General features: G+C 67.7%; 16 protein-coding genes. 8 read left to right on the top strand and 8 right to left on the bottom strand.

Translation table 11 applies throughout. The features are described from left to right. Positions 1-10: 10 nt before the first annotated feature. The 7 genes from kdpB to ACR9FL_RS07340 all read left to right on the top strand — a co-directional run bounded on the left by kdpB (position 11) and on the right by ACR9FL_RS07340 (position 10,232). A complete protein-coding gene (gene kdpB / locus ACR9FL_RS07310; RefSeq protein WP_436357877.1) occupies positions 11-2,074 on the top strand; it encodes a potassium-transporting ATPase subunit KdpB in 2,064 nt (687 codons plus the stop codon). Between the two features lie 30 nt (positions 2,075-2,104). Further along, entirely contained in the window at positions 2,105-2,848 is a 744-nt protein-coding gene (locus tag ACR9FL_RS07315) for a TorF family putative porin (RefSeq protein ID WP_436357878.1), read from the top strand. Continuing rightward, a complete protein-coding gene (gene kdpC, locus ACR9FL_RS07320; RefSeq protein ID WP_436357879.1) occupies positions 2,848-3,432 on the top strand; it encodes a potassium-transporting ATPase subunit KdpC in 585 nt (194 codons plus the stop codon). Before ACR9FL_RS07315 ends, kdpC begins: the two co-directional genes overlap by 1 nt. After that, positions 3,432-6,101, top strand: coding sequence for a DUF4118 domain-containing protein (locus ACR9FL_RS07325; protein ID WP_436357880.1), 2,670 nt, complete (start codon positions 3,432-3,434; stop codon positions 6,099-6,101). The genes kdpC and ACR9FL_RS07325 overlap by 1 nt, the downstream gene beginning before the upstream one ends. 9 nt (positions 6,102-6,110) lie before the next feature. Continuing rightward, positions 6,111-6,800 (top strand): response regulator, encoded by a 690-nt coding sequence (locus ACR9FL_RS07330; RefSeq protein WP_436357881.1) that lies wholly within the window; start codon positions 6,111-6,113, stop codon positions 6,798-6,800. Positions 6,801-7,011: 211 nt separating this feature from the next. Then, positions 7,012-8,508 (top strand): MFS transporter, encoded by a 1,497-nt coding sequence (locus ACR9FL_RS07335; protein WP_436357882.1) that lies wholly within the window; start codon positions 7,012-7,014, stop codon positions 8,506-8,508. 500 nt (positions 8,509-9,008) lie between these two features. Further along, positions 9,009-10,232: a tyrosine-type recombinase/integrase gene (locus ACR9FL_RS07340; protein WP_436357883.1), complete on the top strand. Its 1,224-nt coding sequence runs from the start codon at positions 9,009-9,011 to the stop codon at positions 10,230-10,232. Here the strand turns inward: ACR9FL_RS07340 and ACR9FL_RS07345 are convergent. Next, positions 10,196-10,966 (bottom strand): hypothetical protein, encoded by a 771-nt coding sequence (locus ACR9FL_RS07345; RefSeq protein ID WP_436357884.1) that lies wholly within the window; start codon positions 10,964-10,966, stop codon positions 10,196-10,198. The two genes, ACR9FL_RS07340 and ACR9FL_RS07345, sit on opposite strands and share 37 nt — an antisense overlap. Continuing rightward, a complete protein-coding gene (locus tag ACR9FL_RS07350) occupies positions 10,963-11,541 on the bottom strand; it encodes a hypothetical protein (protein WP_436357885.1) in 579 nt (192 codons plus the stop codon). The genes ACR9FL_RS07345 and ACR9FL_RS07350 overlap by 4 nt, the downstream gene beginning before the upstream one ends. Before the next feature lie 44 nt (positions 11,542-11,585). Here ACR9FL_RS07350 and ACR9FL_RS07355 point away from each other — a divergent pair, with 44 nt between their 5' ends. Continuing rightward, positions 11,586-11,882, top strand: a complete 297-nt coding sequence (locus tag ACR9FL_RS07355) for a DUF7662 domain-containing protein (RefSeq protein ID WP_184273027.1) — start codon at positions 11,586-11,588, stop codon at positions 11,880-11,882. A 110-nt stretch (positions 11,883-11,992) separates the two neighbouring features. Here the strand turns inward: ACR9FL_RS07355 and ACR9FL_RS07360 are convergent, their stop codons facing one another. The 6 genes from ACR9FL_RS07360 to ACR9FL_RS07385 form a co-directional block, all read right to left on the bottom strand. Further along, positions 11,993-12,331 (bottom strand): hypothetical protein, encoded by a 339-nt coding sequence (locus tag ACR9FL_RS07360; RefSeq protein ID WP_184273029.1) that lies wholly within the window; start codon positions 12,329-12,331, stop codon positions 11,993-11,995. Between the two features lie 118 nt (positions 12,332-12,449). After that, on the bottom strand, positions 12,450-12,887 hold the full coding sequence (locus tag ACR9FL_RS07365; RefSeq protein ID WP_436357886.1) for a DUF305 domain-containing protein: 438 nt from the start codon (positions 12,885-12,887) through the stop codon (positions 12,450-12,452). A 5-nt stretch (positions 12,888-12,892) separates the two neighbouring features. After that, entirely contained in the window at positions 12,893-15,337 is a 2,445-nt protein-coding gene (locus ACR9FL_RS07370; protein WP_436357887.1) for a heavy metal translocating P-type ATPase, read from the bottom strand. A gap of 237 nt (positions 15,338-15,574) precedes the next feature. After that, entirely contained in the window at positions 15,575-16,216 is a 642-nt protein-coding gene (locus tag ACR9FL_RS07375; RefSeq protein WP_436357888.1) for a methyltransferase family protein, read from the bottom strand. Next, positions 16,213-16,797 carry a cation transporter gene (locus tag ACR9FL_RS07380; protein ID WP_436357889.1) on the bottom strand — a complete coding sequence of 195 codons (585 nt, stop codon included), beginning with the start codon at positions 16,795-16,797 and terminating at the stop codon, positions 16,213-16,215. The genes ACR9FL_RS07375 and ACR9FL_RS07380 overlap by 4 nt, the downstream gene beginning before the upstream one ends. Beyond that, the gene (locus ACR9FL_RS07385; RefSeq protein WP_436357890.1) at positions 16,797-20,018 is read right to left on the bottom strand and encodes an efflux RND transporter permease subunit; all 3,222 of its coding nucleotides are present in this window, start codon (positions 20,016-20,018) and stop codon (positions 16,797-16,799) included. Before ACR9FL_RS07385 ends, ACR9FL_RS07380 begins: the two co-directional genes overlap by 1 nt. Between the last annotated feature and the right edge of the window lie 6 nt (positions 20,019-20,024).

Genomic DNA, 20,024 nt, shown 5'->3' on the forward strand with positions numbered 1-20,024 from the left:
GGATAATCCCATGACTCAAGTCACGCTCGATCCATCGAGCCCTCGGTCTTCGCCCGTCGCGGGCGGACTGACCGGGGCCATGCTCGGCCGGGCCCTCGGCGACGCCGTCGTCAAGCTGAACCCGACCAAGCTTCTCAGGAACCCGGTGATCTTCGCCACCTGGATCGTCGCCCTGCTGGCGACCGCTTCGGCGGTCGTGGCGGCGGCCAGCGGCCAGGCGGCGGGCTTCGCCGTCCAGCTGGCCCTGTGGCTGTGGGCCACGGTCCTGTTCGCCAACGTGGCGGAAAGCATCGCCGAAGGGCGCGGCAAGGCGGCGGCGGACTCCTTGCGCGCCACCCGTGTCACCACCAAGGCCAAGCTGATCGTCGACCCCAAGACCGGCACCGTGGTCCCGACCCCGGCGGGTGAGCTGGAGATCGGCTCCATCGTCCTGGTCGAAGCCGGCGACGTCATCCCTTCGGACGGAGAGATCATCGAGGGCGTCGCCTCGGTCAATGAGGCCGCCATCACCGGCGAAAGCGCGCCCGTCATCCGCGAAAGCGGCGGCGACCGCTCCGCCGTCACGGGCGGCACCACGGTCGTCTCTGACTGGATCAAGGTGCGCATCACCTCGGCTCCCGGCGCGACCTTCCTCGACCGCATGATCGCCATGGTCGAGGGCGCGGACCGTCGCAAGACGCCGAACGAACTGGCCCTGTCGGTCCTGCTGGCCGGCCTGACCCTGATCTTCCTGATCGCGGTCGCGGCCCTGCTGGGCCTGGGCGCCTATTCGGGCATCAAGCTGGACCCCATCGTCCTGGGCGCCCTGTTCATCACGCTCATTCCGACGACAATTGGCGGCCTCCTTTCGGCGGTCGGCATCGCCGGCATGGACCGGCTGCTGAAGGTGAACGTTCTGGCCACCTCGGGCCGTGCGGTGGAGGCGGCAGGCGACGTCGACACCCTGCTGCTCGACAAGACTGGCACCATCACCTTCGGCAACCGCATGGCCACCGAAGTCATCACCGTGCCGGGCGTTCGTCCCGAGGCGGCGATGCGGGCGGCTGTCATGGCCTCGCTGGCCGATGAGACGCCGGAAGGTCGCTCCATCGTCGAACTGGGCCGCAACGCCGGTGTGACGGGCGACCTACCTGTCGGCGCCAGGATTATTCCGTTCAGCGCCGTGACCCGCCAGTCGGGCCTCGAGGCTGACGGCCAGTCGTGGCGCAAGGGGGCGGTCGACGCCGTGCTGAAATCCCTGGGCGTGGACGAAGCCGCCGCGCCCGCCGAGTTCCGCGCCGCCGTGGACCGGATCGCCCGCTCGGGCGGCACGCCCCTGGCCGTGGTCGAGAACGACGTCCTGGTCGGGGTCATCCACCTGAAGGACGTGGTCAAGCCGGGCGTCAAGGCGCGCTTCGCCGATCTGCGCCGCATGGGCCTGCGCACCGTCATGATCACCGGCGATAACCCGGTGACGGCGGCGGCCATCGCGTCCGAGGCCGGGGTCGACGACTTCCTGGCCGAGGCCACGCCCGAGGACAAGATGCGCCTGATCAAGGCGGAGCAGGCCAAGGGCCGTCTGGTCGCCATGTGCGGCGACGGGGCCAATGACGCGCCGGCTCTGGCTCAAGCCGATGTCGGCGTGGCCATGCAGACCGGCGCCCAGGCCGCCCGCGAGGCCGGTAACATGGTTGATCTCGACAGCGACCCGACCAAGGTCATCGAGATCGTCGAGGTCGGCAAGCAACTGCTGATCACGCGCGGCGCCCTGACCACCTTCTCCATCGCCAACGACGTGGCCAAGTATTTCGCCATCATCCCGGCCATGTTCGTGGTCGGCCTTCCGTCGCTGGCGGCGCTGAACGTGATGAAGCTGTCCAGCCCGGAAAGCGCCATCCTGTCGGCGGTCATCTTCAACGCCCTGGTCATCATCGCCCTGATCCCGCTGGCGCTGCGCGGCGTGAAATACCGCGCCGTAGGGGCCGGGAAACTGCTGGGCCGCAACCTGCTGATCTACGGCCTGGGCGGTCTGATTGCCCCCTTCGTCGGCATCAAGCTTATCGACATCGTCATCTCCGCCCTCGGCCTGGCTTGAAGCCGGCCCTGAGCGACCAAGGAAACCACTATGCGTAAACCCAACTTCCCCAAGGCCTCCGGCTCCAATGATGCTCTATTCGGCGGCGCCTGCCTGGCGGCCATCATCGCGCTGGGCCTGTGCAGCAGCCCGGTCAAGGCCGAGGACAAGGTCGGACCCGACGTCGCCTTCAACGTCGCCGTGGCCTCCGACTACGTCTTCCGGGGAGTCAGCCAGACCGAGAGCGATTCGGCGATTTCGGCCGGGATCGATGTGACCCAGGGCCTGTTCTACGCCGGGGCCTGGGCCGGCAATGTCTCCTTTGCGGGGGACGCCGACACCGACGCCGAGATCGACCTCTACGCCGGGGTCCGGCCCGAGTTCGGCGGCTTCAACTGGGACTTCGGCCTGGTCAGCTATTTCTACGCCGGCCAGCCGGACGGTGCTGATTATGACTATGTAGAGCTGAAGGCTGCGACCTCGCGCGCTGTCGGCCCGGCGACCCTTGGCGCGGCGATCTACTATTCGCCCGACTTCTTCGGCGCGGCCGAGGACGAGGCCGCCTATGCCGAGATCAATGGCGCGATCAGCCCGGCGGACAGGTGGACGCTTTCGGCGGCGGTGGGGCGTCAGTGGGTGTCGTCCGACTTTGACTACACCACCTGGAACCTGGGAGCGGCCTATCAGCTGACCGAACATCTGGCGCTGGATGTCCGCTATTTCGACACCGACGAACACGACTTCGGCTCGGCCTATGACAGCCGCGCCGTGGTCAGCGTGAAGGCGACCTTCTGATGCTGAACCACATCCGCCCGGCGATCGTGATGATCGCCCTGTTCACCGGCGTTCTGGGCGTCGCCTATCCGTTCGCGGTGACGGGCGTGGCTCAGGCCGCCTTCCACGATCAGGCCGACGGCAGTCTGGTTCGCGACAAGGCGGGCCAGGTGGTCGGTTCTGCCCTGGTGGGCCAAGCCTTCGCTCAGCCCGGCTATCTGCATCCGCGCCCCTCGGCGGCGGGCGACGGCTATGACGCCTCGGCCTCGTCCGGGTCGAACCTCGGCCCGCTGAACCCGGACCTGATCGCCCGGGTCAAGACGGACGCGGACGCGCTGCGGACCGAAACGGGGGCGACGGTCATCCCCGCAGACGCCGTGACGACCTCGGCCTCGGGCCTCGACCCGCATATCTCTCCGGCTTACGCTGAGCTTCAGGTCGCCCGCATCGCCAGCGCGCGCGGGGTAGGGGAGGCGCAGGTGCGCGAGGTGATCCGAGAGCATGAGGAGGGCCGCACCTTTGGCGTGCTGGGCCAGCCGCGCGTCAATGTGCTGCTGACCAATATGGCGCTCGACGCCCGCTTCCCGCGTCCTGCGGAGGGCTGATGGCGACGCCCATCGTCCCGACGGACAAGACCCTGGCCGCCCCGCGCAAGCGTGGGCGGCTGAAGGTTTTTCTGGGCATGTCGCCCGGCGTCGGCAAGACCTATGAGATGCTGCGCGCCGCGCGCCGTCGTAAAGCGGAAGGCGAGGATGTGGTGGTCGGCGTGGTCGAGACCCACGGCCGCAAGGAGACCATGAGCCTGCTGCGCGGGCTGGAGGTCATGGCCCGCAACCCCATCGCCTATCGCGAGCGCACCCTGCTGGAGTTCGACCTCGACGGCGCCGTGGCGCGCCGTCCTGGCCTGCTGCTGGTCGACGAATACGCCCACTCCAACGCGCCTGGTTCGCGACACCCCAAGCGCTGGCAGGATGTGGAGGAGATCCTCGACACCGGGATCGACGTCTGGACCACCCTGAACGTCCAGCATCTGGAAAGCCTGTCCGACGTAGTGCTGCGCATCACCGGGGTGCGCCAGCGCGAGAGCGTGCCGGACAGCGCCCTGTCGCGCGCCGACGACATCGAGGTGGTGGACATCACCCCCGAGGAACTGCGCAAGCGTCTGGCCGAGGGCAAGGTCTATGTGCCCGAGACGGCGCGGCTGGCCTCGGACAACTTCTTCAAGGTCGAGAACCTGACGGCCTTGCGCGAACTGGCCCTGCGCCGCGCGGCCCAGACGGTGGACGACCAACTGACCGCCCGCCTGCGCGAGCAGGGCATGACGGGGCCGTGGGCGGCGGGCGAGCGGATTCTGGTGCTGATCGCGGGCGACGCCCTGGCCGGGCCACTGGTCCGCGCCGGGCGGCGGCTGTCCGACATGATGATGGACGCCCCCTGGACCGTGGCACACGTCGACCGACCCTCGGGCGCACGGCACGGCGTCGGCTCGGCGGGCAAGCTGTCGGACGCGCTGAAGCTGGCCGAGCAACTGGGCGGGCGAACCGTGGTGTTGTCCGGTGACGACGTGGTGCGGGCCGTCATGGATCACGCCCATCGGAACAATGTCACCCAGATCGTTCTGGCCAAGGGCCGCGACAGCCGCCTGTCCGAATGGCTGGGCCGGTCGCTGGCGGCCGAACTGCTGCGTCAGGCGCGCGGCGTGGCCGTTCACGTCATCACCGACGGGGCCGATCTGGAGGAGAAGACGCCGCGCGAGCCGCGTCTGCGTCTGACCGGCGGCTGGCGCGGCTATGCGGTCGGCGCCGCCTGCGTCGTGGCGGCGACAGGTCTCGCCCTGTTGCTGGACCGTACGTTCGAGCGCGTCGATCTGGGCGTCATCTACCTGTCGGCGGTGCTGGCGGCGGGAGTGCTGTACGGCCTGCGACCGGCGCTGGCGGCGGCCACGCTTGCCTTCCTGACCTACAACTTCCTGTTCCTGCAACCGAAATACAGTTTCGCTATCGGCTCTCCCACCGACGTCCTGACCTTGATCGTCTTCTGGGCCGTGGCCCTGACGACAGGCTTTCTGGCAGGCCGGGTGCGCGAGCAGGCGCGGGCGGCGCAAGGGCGGGCCTCGGCGGTCTCGGCCCTGTTGGCCGCCAGCCAGCGTCTGACCGGCGTCGGCGACCGCGCAGCCGCCGCGCGCATCCTGGCCGAACAAACCGCCGCCGCCGCGGGCGCCGGGGCCGTGGTCCTGCTGCCCGTGGACGACGAACTGACCCTGATCGCGGGGGCGCCGGGCAAGCCGGAACTGGGCGCCGAGGCCATGGCCGCCGCGCGCTGGGCATGGGAGAAGGGCGAACCGGCGGGCCACGGCACCGGCACCCTGCCGCAGGCGCGCTGGACCTTCCGCCCCCTGCAGGGCGTGCGCGACCGGGCGGGCGTGGCGGGGATCGAGGCGGCGGCCCTGTCGCCCGGCTCGGACGAGGAAAAACTGGCGCTCGCCCTATTGGATCAGGGGGCGGTCGCGGTCGAGCGCGCCGATCTGGCCGGGCAGGCGGTCGAGACCGAGACCCTGCGGCGCACCGACCGTTTCAGAGGCGCGCTAATGAACTCGGTCAGCCATGACCTGAGGACGCCCCTGTCGACGGTCCTGGGGGCCTCCACCACCCTGATCGACCTGGGCGACAAGCTGAAACCCGCCGTGCGCGGCGACCTGCTGCTGTCGATCCGAGAGGAGGCTGAGCGGCTCAGCCGCTATGTCGGCGACCTGCTGGACATGACCCGGCTGGAGGGCGGCGGGCTGAACATCCGCGCCGACTGGGTCGATGTGCGCGACGTGTTGAACGCGGCGGGCAAGCGGGTGGCGCGGCGTCTGGGGGAGCGCAGGATGACGCGCGACTTCCCGGCCCAGCTCAGTCTGGTCATGGTCGATCAGGGGCTGCTGGAACAGGCGCTGGTCAACATCCTGGAAAACGCCATCGCCTACAGCCCCGACGGCTCGACCGTCGAACTGGCCGCCTATGAAGATCGCGGCGCAGTCGTCATCTCCATCGAGGACGAGGGCGTGGGCATCCCCACCGCCGAGCTAGAACGGGTGTTCGACAAGTTCCGCCGCATGGAGGAACCCTCGGACCGCACCAAGGGCGCCGGTCTGGGGCTGGCCATCGCCAAGGGCTTCGTCGAGGCCATGAACGGCCGCATCGCCGCCGCCAGCCCGATCCAGGACGGAAAAGGCACCCGCATCCTGATCAGCCTGCCCAAGGCCGTCGTCACCCACCCGAGCCTGCTCTAAGGTCCGCCGATGGCCGCCATCCGCCCCCAGATTCTCGTGATCGATGACGAGCCGCAGATCCACCGCTTCCTGTCCCCGGCGCTGGACGCCGCCGGCTATGAACCGCGCCGCGCCGACAGCGGGCAGGAGGGCCTGCGCGGCATCGCCCTGTGGAGCCCCGACGCCGTGGTGCTGGATCTCGGTCTGCCCGACATGGATGGCAAGGACGTGCTGGCCCGCGCGCGTGAGTTCTATGCCGGCCCCATCATCATCCTGTCGGCGCGTGACAAGGAGGCCGAGAAGATCGCGGCCCTGGACCTGGGCGCCAACGACTATGTCGAAAAGCCCTTCGGCGTCGGCGAACTGCTGGCCCGCGTGCGCGCCAATCTGCGACAGGCCGCCCCGCGCGCCGAGATGCAGGGGCCGCTGACAGCGGGCGACGTGGTCATCGATCTGGAGCGCCGCCTGATCACCCGCGCGGGTGAGGCCGTGCGCGTGACGCCCAAGGAGTACGACGTCCTGGGCCATCTTGCCCGGAACGCCGGAAAGGTGGTCGGCCACCGAGACCTGCTGACCGCCGTCTGGGGCAAGGCTCACGCCGACGACACCCAGTATCTGCGCGTCGTCATTGGCCAACTCCGCCAGAAGCTGGAGGCCGACCCCGCCCAGCCGCGTCTGATCGCCACCGAGCCAGGGGTCGGTTATCGCCTGGTGGATTGATCCACGCCTCAAGGCGCGACGACGTCTAGCGGGCTAGAGGACGGCTTTTAGTCGGGTTGTCATTGTCTGCTTATGGTGGACAGCCAATGTCTCCTCTGGCGCATTGCGGTCCCTCTTTCGCGACTGATCTGGCTCGGACCGCGGGAGGTAGAGGGGGCATTGATCCTCTTTTGGGACGGGCCTAGCGTCGGGCTCCCAACGGAGTGCGGTCATGTCCATTCGCGGCCCCTGCGACGCCGGTCAGGTGCAGGGTGCCCGTGCGCCCGTCCAGTCTCTCACCGCCGCCCGCAAGCGCTGGGTTCTGATCGCCACGGTTCTGGGGTCCAGCCTGACCTTCATCGACGGCTCAGCTCTCGGCGTGGCCCTGCCGGCCATCCAGCGAGATCTTGGCGCCGGCCCGGCGGCCGTCCAGTGGATTTCCAACGCCTATCTGCTGACGCTCGGCGCGCTGGTGCTCATCGGCGGCGCGGCGGGCGACCGGTTCGGACGCCGCCGGGTCTTCCTGATCGGTGTGGCCGTCTTCGCCCTGGCCTCCATCGTCTGCGGTCTGGCGCCGACCGTTGAGGTATTGATCGGAGGCCGGGCCTTGCAGGGCGTTGGAGCGGCGCTGCTGACGCCTGGAGCGCTGGCCCTCATCGGTTCGACCTTCCCGCCGGAGGAACGCGGCAAGGCGTTCGGCGCCTGGGCGGGCGCCGGCGCCCTGTTCGGGATGGTCGGGCCGCTGATCGGCGGCTGGCTGTCAGACCACGCGGACTGGCGCCTTATCTTCTGGATCAATGTCCCGCTGGCGGCTCTGACGATGGTTGTCGCCTGGCGCGCCATACCCGAGAGCCGGGATAGCGACGCCCGTGGGCTCGACTGGCGCGGCGCTCTCCTGGCCATGACGGGCCTTTCCGCCCTGACGTGGAGTCTGACCGCCGCGCCGGATCGAGGCTGGGGCGATCACGCCGTCATCATCGGACTTGTCTGTGGAGGCGGAGCCTTTGCCGGGTTCCTGCTGGCCGAGATGCGCGAACGCTATCCCATGATGCCGCTTACCCTGTTCCGGTCGCCGGTCTTCAGCGGCATGAACCTGTTGACCCTGCTGCTCTATTTCGCGCTGGGCGGGGCGATGTTCTTCCTGCCCTTCGACCTGATCCGGGTCCAGGGTTTCAGCGCTACGATGGCGGGGGCGGCCATGTTGCCCTTTGCGGTGATCATGGGGCTCTTCTCGGGACTGGCGGGGCGCCTCGCCGACCGATTTGGGGCGCGGTTGTCGCTGGCTTTCGGCCCTTTTCTCGCGGGGATCGGTCTGGGCTTGCTTGCCCTGCCTGGGCCAGGCGCGGGCTATATTGATGGGCCTTTAGCGGGAATGACCGTGCTGGCGATCGGCATGACGCTCGCGGTTGGGCCGCTGACGGCGGCGGTCATGGGGGCGGTCGAGCCGGCGCGGGCCGGGGTGGCGTCCGGCGTGAACAACGCCGTGGCGCGCATAGCGGGTCTGCTGGCCGTCGCCCTGTTGGGCGCGCTTTTGTCTTCAGTGTTCGTCGACCGCGTGGGCGGCCCTGAGGCCCGGACGCTGCTCGGAGAGGTGATGGCGGGCGGAACCTACCATTCAGGCGCCGCCGAAGCCTTCCACGCCTCTTTCCGCGTCGTGATGTTGACCTGTGCGGTTTGCGCGGTAGCGGCCGGAATTGTCGGAGGCCTCACTGGGCCGAGGCGACGCTAGTGTTGGTTGGTGGAGCGGACAGCAGAGGCTGACCGGATCAATAAGTCTTGGTGGCGAGAGTTCGGCGTGCCTACAGTTTGGCTGCTCGACGGGCGCGAGCCTGACGTCCAGCAGCGTTCGCTCGGGTGGCCTTGTAGGCTGAAACCGGCTGAATGCGCTGCAAAGGACCGACAGGCGGGATCTGCCTAGTGGGTCATTTGGTGGGTATTAAAGGGAGAGTTTTATAAAACGCCTATAGTCAGCGCTTTAATGCCCCCGAGTGGCTCCGCGGGTAGAGGCTGGAAATAGTTTTCCATATCGTGTCGCCGAGGTGCGGTTGGTTCCGCGAAAACTGCTTCAATACAATGTGTTGTGTTTTTCATTTCGTTTCGAGCCGTTTCGGCGCGTTTCTACAAGCTTTTGTCTGGTGGATGGGAAGCTGGATGGGAAGGAGGGCTGTGGAAATGAAATGAGGAGCCACTAGAATCAGGTTTCCGGATTGATTTGCGGGGGGCGTGTTCATGGCTTTGAAGGTCAACAAGCTCACGGATCGAAGTGTCCGAGGCTTCAAGAGCAAGGGCTACTATTCCGACGGCGACGGTCTCTATCTCGTCGTCTCCGGGACCGGCGGACGCAGCTGGATCTATCGCTATCGTTCGGGTGGGGCACGAAGGGACCTGGGACTGGGTTCTTTCCTCGACGTCTCCCTGGTTGACGCCCGGCTCGCCCGTGACGCCGCGAAACGGGCCGTTGCGGCAGGGCGGGATCCTCTTGAGTGCGGTCAGTCCGCCCCCATTCCCGCGCCCGTGGCGCCTATGGATCCGCCCCGGCCGGTTCGGGTCGAAGGGCGGCCGACGCTGTTGGCGTGCTGGAAGGACTATGTGGCGGCCCAGGAAGGCGGCTGGCGGGGCCGAAAGACCAAGGCGGGCTGGATGCGCTCGATCGAGCGTCATGCCGCGGCCATCAAGAACAGGCCGATCGATGAGATCGACGTCGAGGCTGTGTTGTCCGTCGTTCAGCCCATGTGGCTGACCAAGGCCGAATCCGCGGGCAAGTTGCGCGAGCGGCTGGAGCGCGTGCTGGACTACGCTCGGGTCATGAAGCTGCGCACCGGAGAAAACCCGGCCCTGTGGAAGGGCAATCTGAACCACCTGTTGCCGCCGCGTCCCCGGCTGCAGCGCGGGCATATGCCGGCCATGCCCTATGTTCAGATACCGGCCTTCATGAAGCGTCTGGCAGACAGTCAGGGAATGTCGGCTCGGGCGCTGGAGTTCACCATCCTCACGGCGTCGCGGGAGACCATGACGCTTGAGGCGACCTGGGGCGAGATCCGGGACGACGTCTGGGAGCTCGACAAGAGCCGTATGAAGGAGCGGGCCTTTCGCCAGCCCCTGTCAGTCGGCGCCCTGGCCGTGCTGGAGGCGATCCGACCCGCGCGGGTCAGACCCAATCAACTGATCTTCCCGGGCCCCAAGGGCGGGGTGATGTCCAACATGGCGATGGACATGCTGTTGCGGGACCTGGCGTCGGGCTGCACGCCTCATGGCATGCGTTCGACCTTCCGGGACTGGGCGGGGGACGAGACGCATTACGCCCGGGAGGTCATCGAGGAATGCCTCGCCCACGCCGTCGGCGACGAAACCGAGCGGGCCTACAGACGTAGCGACGCCTTGCGAAAGCGACGGGAGGTCATGCAGGCTTGGTCGGCCTACTGCCTGCCTGGGTCGGTCTCGAGCGGAGCCTGAGCCTCAGCGTCCGGCGCCACGATCTCCAGCCAGTTGAGAATCAGGGCGGCGGGGGAGGCGGAGCGCCGCACGTCGAACTCCTCCTGGCCGCCGATCTGGACGCGGCAGACGGTGAAGGCCTCCCTATGGGACCGGCTGTTGTCCGTGAGGATGGAGGCGTCGGCGACATCGACGGCCAGCTTGATCGCCTGCTGAGTCCTGGGGAAACGGCGTCGTAAGACGCCTTCCTCGATCCCGTGGCCGCCGCTGCTCACGCGCGTCTGGACGCGCAGGATGGATAGTTCGGGATTGGCCAAGCCGACGAAGAACAGCAGCACGAAGTAGCCTGCCGCCTGCATGTCTCGGACTAGGTCGACTTTGGACAGGATCCGGCCGTCTTCCTGCGGTTCCCAGTAGGAGAAGACCGTCTCCATGGCGAAGGGCACCTGAGCGGCCATCGCGTGACCCGCGAAGGCGTTGACGCCCTGCTGGGCCACGCTCATCCAGCCGCGATCCGTGTCACGAAGCTCAGCGGCCCACGCCGCGAGGAATCCATCGTCGCCGGCCTCGGGAAGAATGGACAGCATCATCCGGTCAGCATTGATCAGCGGAATCCGCAGAGTGTCGGCCAGGGACCGGCGCCACATGGTGGACTTACCCGAGCCATTGTGCCCCGCCAGGATGATGGCGAGCGGTTTTTCTGTCTGCATCTGGGCGGCGAGAATGGCGTCTACCGCGACGCGGAGGCTGGTCAACCCGTGACCTTGAAGGTCCCGTTCTCCAGCACGCCGCGCTCCGTCTTGCCGTTCAGTTCGCGAATGAAGACGCCGGGACGGTCAGGGTCGGCGGAATAGAGCGGAACATCCTTGCGGGCGTAGAGACGGACGCCAGGGCGCATCAGTCGCTTCTTGGCGCGTTCAAGCGCTTCGCTGCTCATCGCCACATTGCGTTTGACATCGGCGGACGCGGGTTTGGGAGCGATAACCGTCACGCCGCTGAAGGTGACCTTGGAGCTCGCGCCCTTGGTCGCGCGCCGGGAAACCACAGAGCCGCGTTTCTGGACCGATTTCGAGGGCGTCGCGAAGGAATTGGCCATGGAGGGAAGATAGCCCGAGCTGACCGGCTTCGCCAGTGACGTGAACATGAACCGGTTGATCCAACGTTCAATCGCGGAACCTCCGCGTTTGCGGGAGAGTTTGCTAGCGGTCTTCGGAACGCCTTGGGTCTTGGTTTCTGTCGCGGTGAAGCCGCGGGGTGTTTCAAGCCGAGCTGTTCCACAGGGCCGGTCTTTTCCAAAGCGACGGGCGCCGTTATAGGCGCAGGCGTTCAAGGACCGGCGGCTCGATGCGCCGAAGAACGGGAGCAGGCTGAAACATGGCCAAATATGACCCGCTTGTTCGGTATCTGCGTCGTCAGAAGGCGCTTGAGGTTGAACTGAGCTTTCGCGACATCGAACGCATCTTGGGCGGCCTCCTGCCCAAGGCCTCGGCCAATCCGCAATGGTGGCTAGTCGATGGCGCCGCCTTGGCGCCGCCTCAACAGCGAGCGTTCGCCGAGGCGGGCTACAAGCCGGAGCTGGATTTCCACCTGGAGCGCGTCCGTTTCATCAAGTCTCTCGCGCCGGCCGCTGCGTCAGGGCGTGAAGACCAGGCTACGAGCTTTCACAGCTGATCGCGAAAGAGGCTTGGTGCGGCTGGAGGACACCCTCGTCTCCGTCCTGGATCGCTGGGCCGCACGACCGTCGAGGACTATCGGGTGTTGGACGCCTTGCGTGAGACGTCTCAGCCAGAGGACGCCGTCTCGGCGCCTTGAGCATGACCTGAGGGACCGGAGGCCTCGCTTGGGCGCGAAACGCCGGCGTCCCCGTGAGCCGCGCCGGGCGGGCCGTGATAGTGGCGTACAGGGTTCAGGTCGTCGCGCACGACGTAGAGAAAGCCAGAGCCTCCGAGCCAGAGCAGGCTGAACAGAAGGGTCAGGGTGAGTCCCGGACGGGCGCGTGGTGCGAGCCGCAGACCGGCCAGGGCGAGTAGGGGAAGGCCGACGCCATAGACCACGTGCACCGGCCATCCGAGCGTGCTGAAGCAGAAGATGGCGAAGGTGAGAACAGCGCCGGCGCTCATGAAACTCGCCGTCAGGACAGCGAGCCCGTCGAGAAGCGGATTCGCCCGGGGCGGCGGCAGCCGCCTGCCACGACGCTTGCCGGGCCGGCCTTCCCTCCATCGAACGGTGCGCGCCATGTCAGGCGCCGCTCTTCGGCGCCGGCTGAGTTTCGCGTCGCGCCAGCCAGAGGCGCATTCGCAGGATTTCCGTGTCGCGCGCCCGGATGAGGTCCTGGGCCAGCCCACGGGCGTCCTTGTCAGAGCCGTGCTGCAACTGGATCCGGGCCAGGGCGATTTCGCCCTCATGATGAGCGATCATGGCGCGCATGAAATCGACGTCGGCGTCGCCGGTCCAGCGGATGTCAGTGGCCTGGTGAAGATGTTCATTAGCCTCCTTGAAGGAGCGGGTCGAGGGCGTGTCTCCCGGGGCGTCGGCATGGCCAGCGTGCTCGTCGATCGGCTGGACGGCCGCAGCCGCCGGACGATCGGCCGAGGATTGACGCGACATCATGCCGAACAGAAAGGCTGCAGCCGCCAGGAAGGCTGCGATGAGGGTAAGCCAGCTAAGGCGTTTCATGGGCTTTATACCGGATAGGATGCGGGCGCCTGTCGATCGCGGTAGGCGAGCAGGCGCAGCGCGTTGAACACCACCAGGAGGGTGGAGCCTTCGTGCAGGGCGACGGCCGGGCCGATGCCGAGACCGAGGATGGTGGCCGGTACGAGGAAGGCGACCACGCCGAGGCTAACGAACAGGTTCTGGCGGATGACGGTTCGGGTGCGACGGCTCAGACCGACCGTGAAGGGGAGATTGGACAGATCATCGGCCATGAGGGCCACGTCGGCGGTTTCCAGAGCGACGTCGGAGCCCGCCGCGCCCATGGCCACGCCGACCGTGGCCGTGGCCATGGCGGGGGCGTCGTTGACCCCGTCGCCGACCATGGCGACCTTGGTCTCGGCGCGGAGGCGCTTGATCGCCTCGACCTTGTCGTCGGGCATGAGGTCGCCCCAGGCCTCCGTCAACCCGACCTGGCCGGCGATGGCTTCGGCCGCCTCCTGGTGGTCGCCCGAGATCATGATCATGCGCCGGACGCCTAGAGATCTCAGTCTTGTCAGGGCGTCGCGCGCGGCCGCACGCGGCGTGTCCAGCAGGCCGATCACGCCGAGATCGCGTTCGCCCTGGCGCACCACCATCAGGGTGCGGCCCTGGGCGCGAAGGCGATCGACCGCCTTGGTCGCCTGGGCGCCGAGAACCGGCACGCCGTCCGATCCGAACATCTCGGGCTTGCCGATCTGGACCGTGACGCCCTCGAGCTCGGCGGCGACGCCCTTGCCGGTCAGGCTCTGCAGGCTTGAAGCGGCAGGGACGGCGGCGCCGTCGAGACGCGCCGCGCCGTCCCGGGCGATCGCTTCGGCCAGGGGGTGGTCGCTGAGCCGTTCCACGGCGACCGCCACCGTCAGCAGGGCGCGTTCGTCGGCCCCGTCGACGGGGATGACGTCGGTGATCCGCGGGCGGCCTTCCGTCAGGGTGCCGGTCTTGTCGAAGGCGATGGCGTCGACGGCGCCGAGGTTCTCAAGCGGCGCGCCGCCCTTGATCAGGACGCCGGCGCGGGCGGCGCGGGCGACGCCCGACAGGACGGCGCTCGGCGTGGCGATGGCCAGGGCGCAGGGGCTGGCGGCCACCAGGACCGCCATGGCGCGGTAGAAGCTGTCGCGGAAGGGTTCGTCGACCACCACCCAGGCGAAGAGCAGGATGAAGGCCAGGCCCAGGACGAGGGGAACGAAGACGCGCTCGAACCGGTCGGTGAACCTCTGTGTCGGCGACTTCTGGGTCTCCGCCTCGCTGACCATGCGCACGACCTTGGCCAGGGTGGTGTCGCTGGACTTGCGGGTGGTCTCGATCTCGATGGCGCCGGCGCCGTTGATTGTACCTGCGAAGACGGCGGATGCGGCGAGGATGGAGGCGGGGCGGGCCCGGGCCTCGGCGAGATCGTCGACCGGCTGCTTGTCGACCGGCATGCTCTCCCCGGTGACCGGGGCCTGATTGACGCTGGTGGCGCCCTTGATGACGAAGCCATCGGCGGGCAGGCGTTCATTGGGCCTGACCACCACCACCTCGCCGACCTCGAGCGCCTCAACGGGTATTTCGATCACCTCGCCGTCACGCCGCACCCGGGCTGTGCGCGGGGCCAGTTCCGCCAGGGCTTCGATGGCGCGCTTGGCCCGGCCCATGGCGTAGTGCTCGAGGGCGTGGCCGAGGCTGAAGAGGAAGAGGAGCAGGGCGCCTTCCGCCCAGGCGCCGAGCGCGGCCGCGCCCGCCGCCGCCACCAGCATCAGGGTGTCGATCTCGAAGCGCTTGCGTCTGAGGTTGTCGATCGCCTCACGCACAGTGAAGAATCCGCCCAGGCCGTAGGCGCAGAGAAAGAGCGCGAGCGGGATCCAGCCCGGCAAGCCCGAGGCCAGTTTTTCCAGGGCGAAGCCGAGACCGAGGGCGCCGCCGGCGGCGAGGGCGAAGATCAGTTCGGTGTTGGCGCCGAAAATCCCTCCATGGGCGTGATCATGGTCGGCGTGATCCTCTTTCCCGTGGCCGTGGCCGTGGCCGTGGTCGTGGCCAGCGTGGTCGCCGGCGGCATGTTCAGACCTGGCCGAGAAGGGCTGAAGGGAGAAGGCGAGGCCGTGGCCGGCGAGCGTTTTCATCAACTGGTCGCGGGTGGTCCGGTTCTGGTCGAACTCGACGCGGACCGCGCCGGCGGCGTCTAGCCCGACCTCGAGGACGCCGGGCTCGGCCTTGAGATCGGTCTCGAGCGAACGGGCGTGCCGCGCGTGGCGCACGCCTTGGGTCCAGCCAACCAGGTGGCCGAAGCGCTGGCTGATCTCGGCTCCGGCCTGGAGCGCTTTGCGGCGCACCTCGTCCGGCGACAGGAGCTCGGGGTCGTAGTGCAGGCAGAGCTGGGGCCCGGAAGGGGATTCCGCGACATGGACCTGGGACAGGCCCGGAGCGCCAGACAGGCGTTTGACGAGCCGTTCCACGCAGGCGTCCGAGGCATCAGGCGCTTCGGGGAGAAGAACCGGTATGTCGAGTCTGACGGTACTAGGCATGCTTGAACTCCTCGGATGAGGGAGAGGGGGCTGAAGGCGAGGGCGGCGACTCCGCCTGAACGTCGCGCTCGTGCGAAGCGAGGCGAACGGCGGCGCCCGCAAGGAAGGCGAGCGCCGCAAGAAGAGCGGCGAGAGAGGTCACAAGACGCTGGCGATCCATGCTTCGCCTTAGGGAAGTTGGAAGATGACGCTGAACCAGCCGAACTGTTGGAGGCCCTCCAGAAGTTCAAACAGGGGCAGGGCCAGGAGAAAGACGAGGCCGTCTCTCAGGGTGCGAAGGAAGAAGGCGGGGCGGACCGTAAGTTCCGCCTCATCGCGCCACAGTCGGAGATCCGGAAGGAAACGCGGCGTCCGGAGGCGGTAACGTTCATAGGTCGCGCCGAAGGCGCCGGCGAGGAAGCGCTCCTCCCTTTCGACGACCGCCCGGAAGACCCCCCAGCAGGCCAGGGCGAACACCAGGCCGATGGTCAGGCTGCCTGACATGGCGCCGACGCCGAAGGCGCCGATGAAGCTGAAGACGTAGAGCGGATTGCGGCAGAGGGAATAGGGGCCGTTGGAGACGATTTCCTGTTTCTTGCGCCCCCCAATGTAGAGGGAGCACCAGGCGCGGCCGAAGATGCAGATCATGATGGCGATGAGGCCGAGATGTTCGACGGGGTGTTCAAATTCGGGGCGGGCCTTGACCAGCGGCGTCCAGGCCAGGAGGGCGAAAAGGCCCGCCAGGATGAAGAGCTTGCGCCATTTCTGGACGCCCTGGATGTCGATAGGGACGGCGGAGCCTTCACGCCCGTGCTGTTTGGGAGGATTCACGAGATTGTTCCTTCAACGGCGACGCTGCTCGCGTCGCGGAGGATGTCCATTCCGCCTTTGAAGGCGAGGCCTGCCGCTCGATTTGGCCAGGCCTGACTCAGGGCCGTGACCAGTCCGCCGGCGACGAGCATGCCGCCGTTCGAGGCGAAGTCATTGACGCTGAAGGTCTGCGCCGCCTCCAGGTTGACGTCGTCGCCGTCCTGACGCTTGAGCAGGACAAGGCAGATCAGGTTCACGACCGCCGATATGACGGCGAGACCCATCATGGTCCAGCCGACCGGTTCGGTCCCTACGATCCAGCGCCGTCCTACGGCCAGCAGGACGCCGGCGGCGAAGATCAACAGCATGATCCCCGACAGCCGGGCGGCGCAGGTCTTCCAAAACATCGTCCGGCCGATGGCCAGGATGCTTATCATATAAACCGCGGCGTTGGAGCCGTTGTCGAGCGGGTTGGCGAGGAGGGCGCTGGAGTCGGCGAACAGGCCGCCGACTCCGAGACCCACGAACAGGAGGACGTTGAGCGCCAGAACGACGACAAGCGTGCGACGTTGAAGCGTATCCTGTTCCCGGGATCCGCCCATCAGTCCTCGATCCCTTCCGCCTTGCGATGTTTGACGGCCTTGGCCGCGAAGGTCGGCAGCACCAGCAGCGTCAAGGCCGTGGCCGTCAGAAGACCGCCGATGACCACGGTGGCCAGAGGCTTCTGCACCTCGGCCCCGGCTCCGTGCGCCAGCGCCATTGGGATGAAGCCGACGATGGCCACCAGGGCCGTCGTCAGCACCGCCCGCAGGCGGCTGAAGGCGCCGAAGAGGGCGGCGTCGTGCGGGTTCTGACCCGCCTGCAGCCGCTCGCGAATGGCCTGCATCAGGACCAGACCGTTAAGGGTCGCGACGCCGGACACAGCGATGAAGCCGACCGCCGCCGAGACCGAGAAAGGCATGCCCCTGAGCAACAGGGCCAGCGCCCCGCCGACCAGGGCCAGGGGAACACAGGCGAAGACCAGTCCCGCCTCAGCGAAGGAGCCCAGCGCCATGAACAGCAGGATGCCGATCAGGACGAAAACCACCGGGATGACCAGGCCGAGCCGCTGTTCGGCTCGCTTCAGGTTCTCGAACTGCCCGCCCCATTTGAGCGAATAGCCGGTCGGCAGCTTGACCTGGGCGCCGACCCTGTCCTGGGCGTCCCCGACAAAGCCGCCCAGATCGCGGCCGCGGACGTTGGCCTGGACCACCATGCGGCGACTGCCGTCGTTGCGGCTGATCTGGTTCTGGCCCTCGGCCACCTGGATGCGGGCGATCGAAGACAGGGGCACCGTCAGACCGGTCGCCGTGGTGACGGGCAGGGCGGCGAGGGCGGCGGGGTTGTTCCGCTGCGTATCGTCAAGACGGACCACGACGTCGAAACGACGGTCCCCCTCGAAGATTTGTCCTGCCTCGGCGCCGCCGATCGCGGCCGAGACCGCTTCCGACACGTCTGCAGCCGCTAGGCCGTAGTTGGCGGCGGCGAAGCGGTCGACGCTGACCGTCAGGGTCGGCAGGCCGGACGCCTGCTCCACCCGCACGTCGGCCGAGCCAGGCGTGTCGCGCAGGGCGTTGGCCACCTGATCCGCCGTCTTCTGAAGCTGGGCGAAGTCGTCGCCATAGACCATGACCGCCAGATCGGTGCGAACGCCTGAGATCAGCTCGTTGAAGCGCAGTTCGATCGGCTGGCTGAACTCGAAAGCGTTGCCCAACTGGGTCGAGGCGGCCTTCTCTATGCGGGCGATCAGCTCTTCCTTCGGCAAGCGCGGATCGGGCCATTCCTTGCGCTTCTTCAGCACGATGACGGCGTCGGAGATGTTCGGCGGCATGGGGTCCACCGCCGCCTCGGCCGTGCCGGTGCGCGAGAAGACGGTCTTCACCTCGGGCTGGGCCTTGATGGCTCGCTCCAGCGCCATCTGCATGGCGAGGGATTGCTCCAGCGAGGCCGAGGGCACGCGCAGCGCCTGCATGGCGATGTCGCCTTCGTCCAGCGTCGGGATGAACTCGCGTCCCAGCAGGGTGAAGGCCAGGGCGCCGATCAGCAGGGCGCCGAAGGCCGAGCACAGCACCGTCTTCGGATGCGCGACGGCGGCGCGGATGGCCGGTTCGATCCAGCGGCGCGCATGGCGCAGCAGGAAGGTCTCATGCTCTTCCGCCTCGCCGTTCTCATCGACATGGACGGTCTTGGGCTCCTTGACCAGCAGGGCGGTCATGGCCGGGACGAAGGTGAAGGAGAAGATGAAGGCGCCGACCAGGGCCAGCATGACTGTGGCGCCCATGGGGATGAAGGTCTTGCCCTCGACCCCTTCCAGCATCAGCAGGGGGGTGAAGACCAGCAGGATGATCAGCTGGCCGAAGGCGGCGGGCTTGACCATCTGGCGCGCGGCGTTGGCGGCGACGCCCAGACGTTCGTGGCGGGTCAGGGCGCGGCCCACATCCGCTCGGCGCTGGCTGAGCATGAGCAGGGTGTTCTCGACCACCACCACGGCGCCGTCGACCAGAAGGCCGAAGTCCAGGGCGCCGAGGCTCATCAGGTTCCCGCTGATGCCGAAGCGGTTCATGCCGATGACCGCGAACAGGAAGCTGATCGGGATCATCAGGGCCGTGATCGTCGCCGCGCGGATGTTCCCCAGCAGCAGGAACAGCACGACGATGACCAGCAGGGCGCCTTCGGTCAGGTTCTTGGCCACCGTCTTGATGGTGGAGTTGACCAGGGCGCTGCGGTTCAGCACCGGCTCGGCCACGATGTCGGGCGGCAGGCTGGCGCTGATCTGCTCCAGCCGCTCGGCGGCGGCCTGAGCCACGGTGCGGCTGTTCTCGCCCGCAAGCATCAGGGCCGTACCGATGACCGCTTCATGGCCGTCGCGGCTGGCCCCGCCCAGACGCGGCGCCTGGCCGATTTCGACCACCGCCACGTCGGCGACGCGCACGACCAGGCCGTTGCGATTGACCACGGGCGCCTGGGCCAGATCCTCGACCGTCTGGGCCAGGGCGTCTGTACGCACGGTCAGGGCCTCGCCGGCCCGCTGCACGTATCCGGCGCCCGCCTGGGTGTTGGCGCGATCCAGGGCCTGGATTAGGTCGCCCAAGCCCAAGCCATAGCCGGCAAGCCGCGCCGGATCAGGGCGGACGGCGTACTCCTTCACATAGCCGCCGTTGACGTCGACGCCCGCCAGACCGGGCGCGGTCCGCATCCGGGGCGCGATGATCCAGTCCTGCACGGTGCGCAGATAGGTGGCGCGCGCCTGGGGCGTGTCGAGCCGCTCGCCTTCAGGCGTCAGATAGGCGCCGTCGGGTTGCCAGCCGGGGCGGCCCGCCCGCGCCGTCTTGGCGTCGAAGGGCTTGAGGTCGACCGTCCACATCAGGACTTCGCCCAGACCGGTGGTGATGGGCGACAGGGCCGGTTCGACGCCCTCGGGCAGGTTCTCGCGCGCCTGAGCCATCCGCTCGGCCACCTGCTGGCGGGCGAAGTAGATGTCGGTGGCGTCGCTGAAGATGACGGTGACCTGGCTGAAGCCGTTGCGGGTCAGGGAGCGGGTGCTCTGTATCCCCGGAATGCCCGCCATCGCCGTTTCCAGCGGGTAGGTGACCTGACGCTCCATCTGTTCGGGGGCCAGGGCCGGGGCCACGGTGTTGATCTGCACCTGCCGGTTGGTGATGTCCGGCACGGCGTCGATCGGCAGCTTGGTCAGTTGGAACAGGCCCCAGGCCGCGACCAGGGTCGTGGCGAGAACGATGAACCAGCGGAAGCGGACGGACGCCTCGATGATCGCTTTGAACATGATCGT

This window comes from Brevundimonas sp. CEF1 (assembly GCF_051353055.1).
GTDB lineage: Bacteria > Pseudomonadota > Alphaproteobacteria > Caulobacterales > Caulobacteraceae > Brevundimonas.

Bases quoted from the DNA above. Each gene is read 5' to 3' on its own strand.
- kdpB (WP_436357877.1), top strand. From the start codon at position 11: ATGACTCAAGTCACGCTCGATCCATCGAGCCCTCGGTCTTCGCCCGTC.
- ACR9FL_RS07315 (WP_436357878.1), top strand. From the start codon at position 2,105: ATGCGTAAACCCAACTTCCCCAAGGCCTCCGGCTCCAATGATGCTCTA.
- kdpC (WP_436357879.1), top strand. From the start codon at position 2,848: ATGCTGAACCACATCCGCCCGGCGATCGTGATGATCGCCCTGTTCACC.
- ACR9FL_RS07325 (WP_436357880.1), top strand. From the start codon at position 3,432: ATGGCGACGCCCATCGTCCCGACGGACAAGACCCTGGCCGCCCCGCGC.
- ACR9FL_RS07330 (WP_436357881.1), top strand. From the start codon at position 6,111: ATGGCCGCCATCCGCCCCCAGATTCTCGTGATCGATGACGAGCCGCAG.
- ACR9FL_RS07335 (WP_436357882.1), top strand. From the start codon at position 7,012: ATGTCCATTCGCGGCCCCTGCGACGCCGGTCAGGTGCAGGGTGCCCGT.
- ACR9FL_RS07340 (WP_436357883.1), top strand. From the start codon at position 9,009: ATGGCTTTGAAGGTCAACAAGCTCACGGATCGAAGTGTCCGAGGCTTC.
- ACR9FL_RS07355 (WP_184273027.1), top strand. From the start codon at position 11,586: ATGGCCAAATATGACCCGCTTGTTCGGTATCTGCGTCGTCAGAAGGCG.
- ACR9FL_RS07360 (WP_184273029.1), bottom strand. From the start codon at position 12,331: ATGAGCGCCGGCGCTGTTCTCACCTTCGCCATCTTCTGCTTCAGCACG.
- ACR9FL_RS07365 (WP_436357886.1), bottom strand. From the start codon at position 12,887: ATGAAACGCCTTAGCTGGCTTACCCTCATCGCAGCCTTCCTGGCGGCT.
- ACR9FL_RS07380 (WP_436357889.1), bottom strand. From the start codon at position 16,797: ATGGGCGGATCCCGGGAACAGGATACGCTTCAACGTCGCACGCTTGTC.
- ACR9FL_RS07385 (WP_436357890.1), bottom strand. From the start codon at position 20,018: ATGTTCAAAGCGATCATCGAGGCGTCCGTCCGCTTCCGCTGGTTCATC.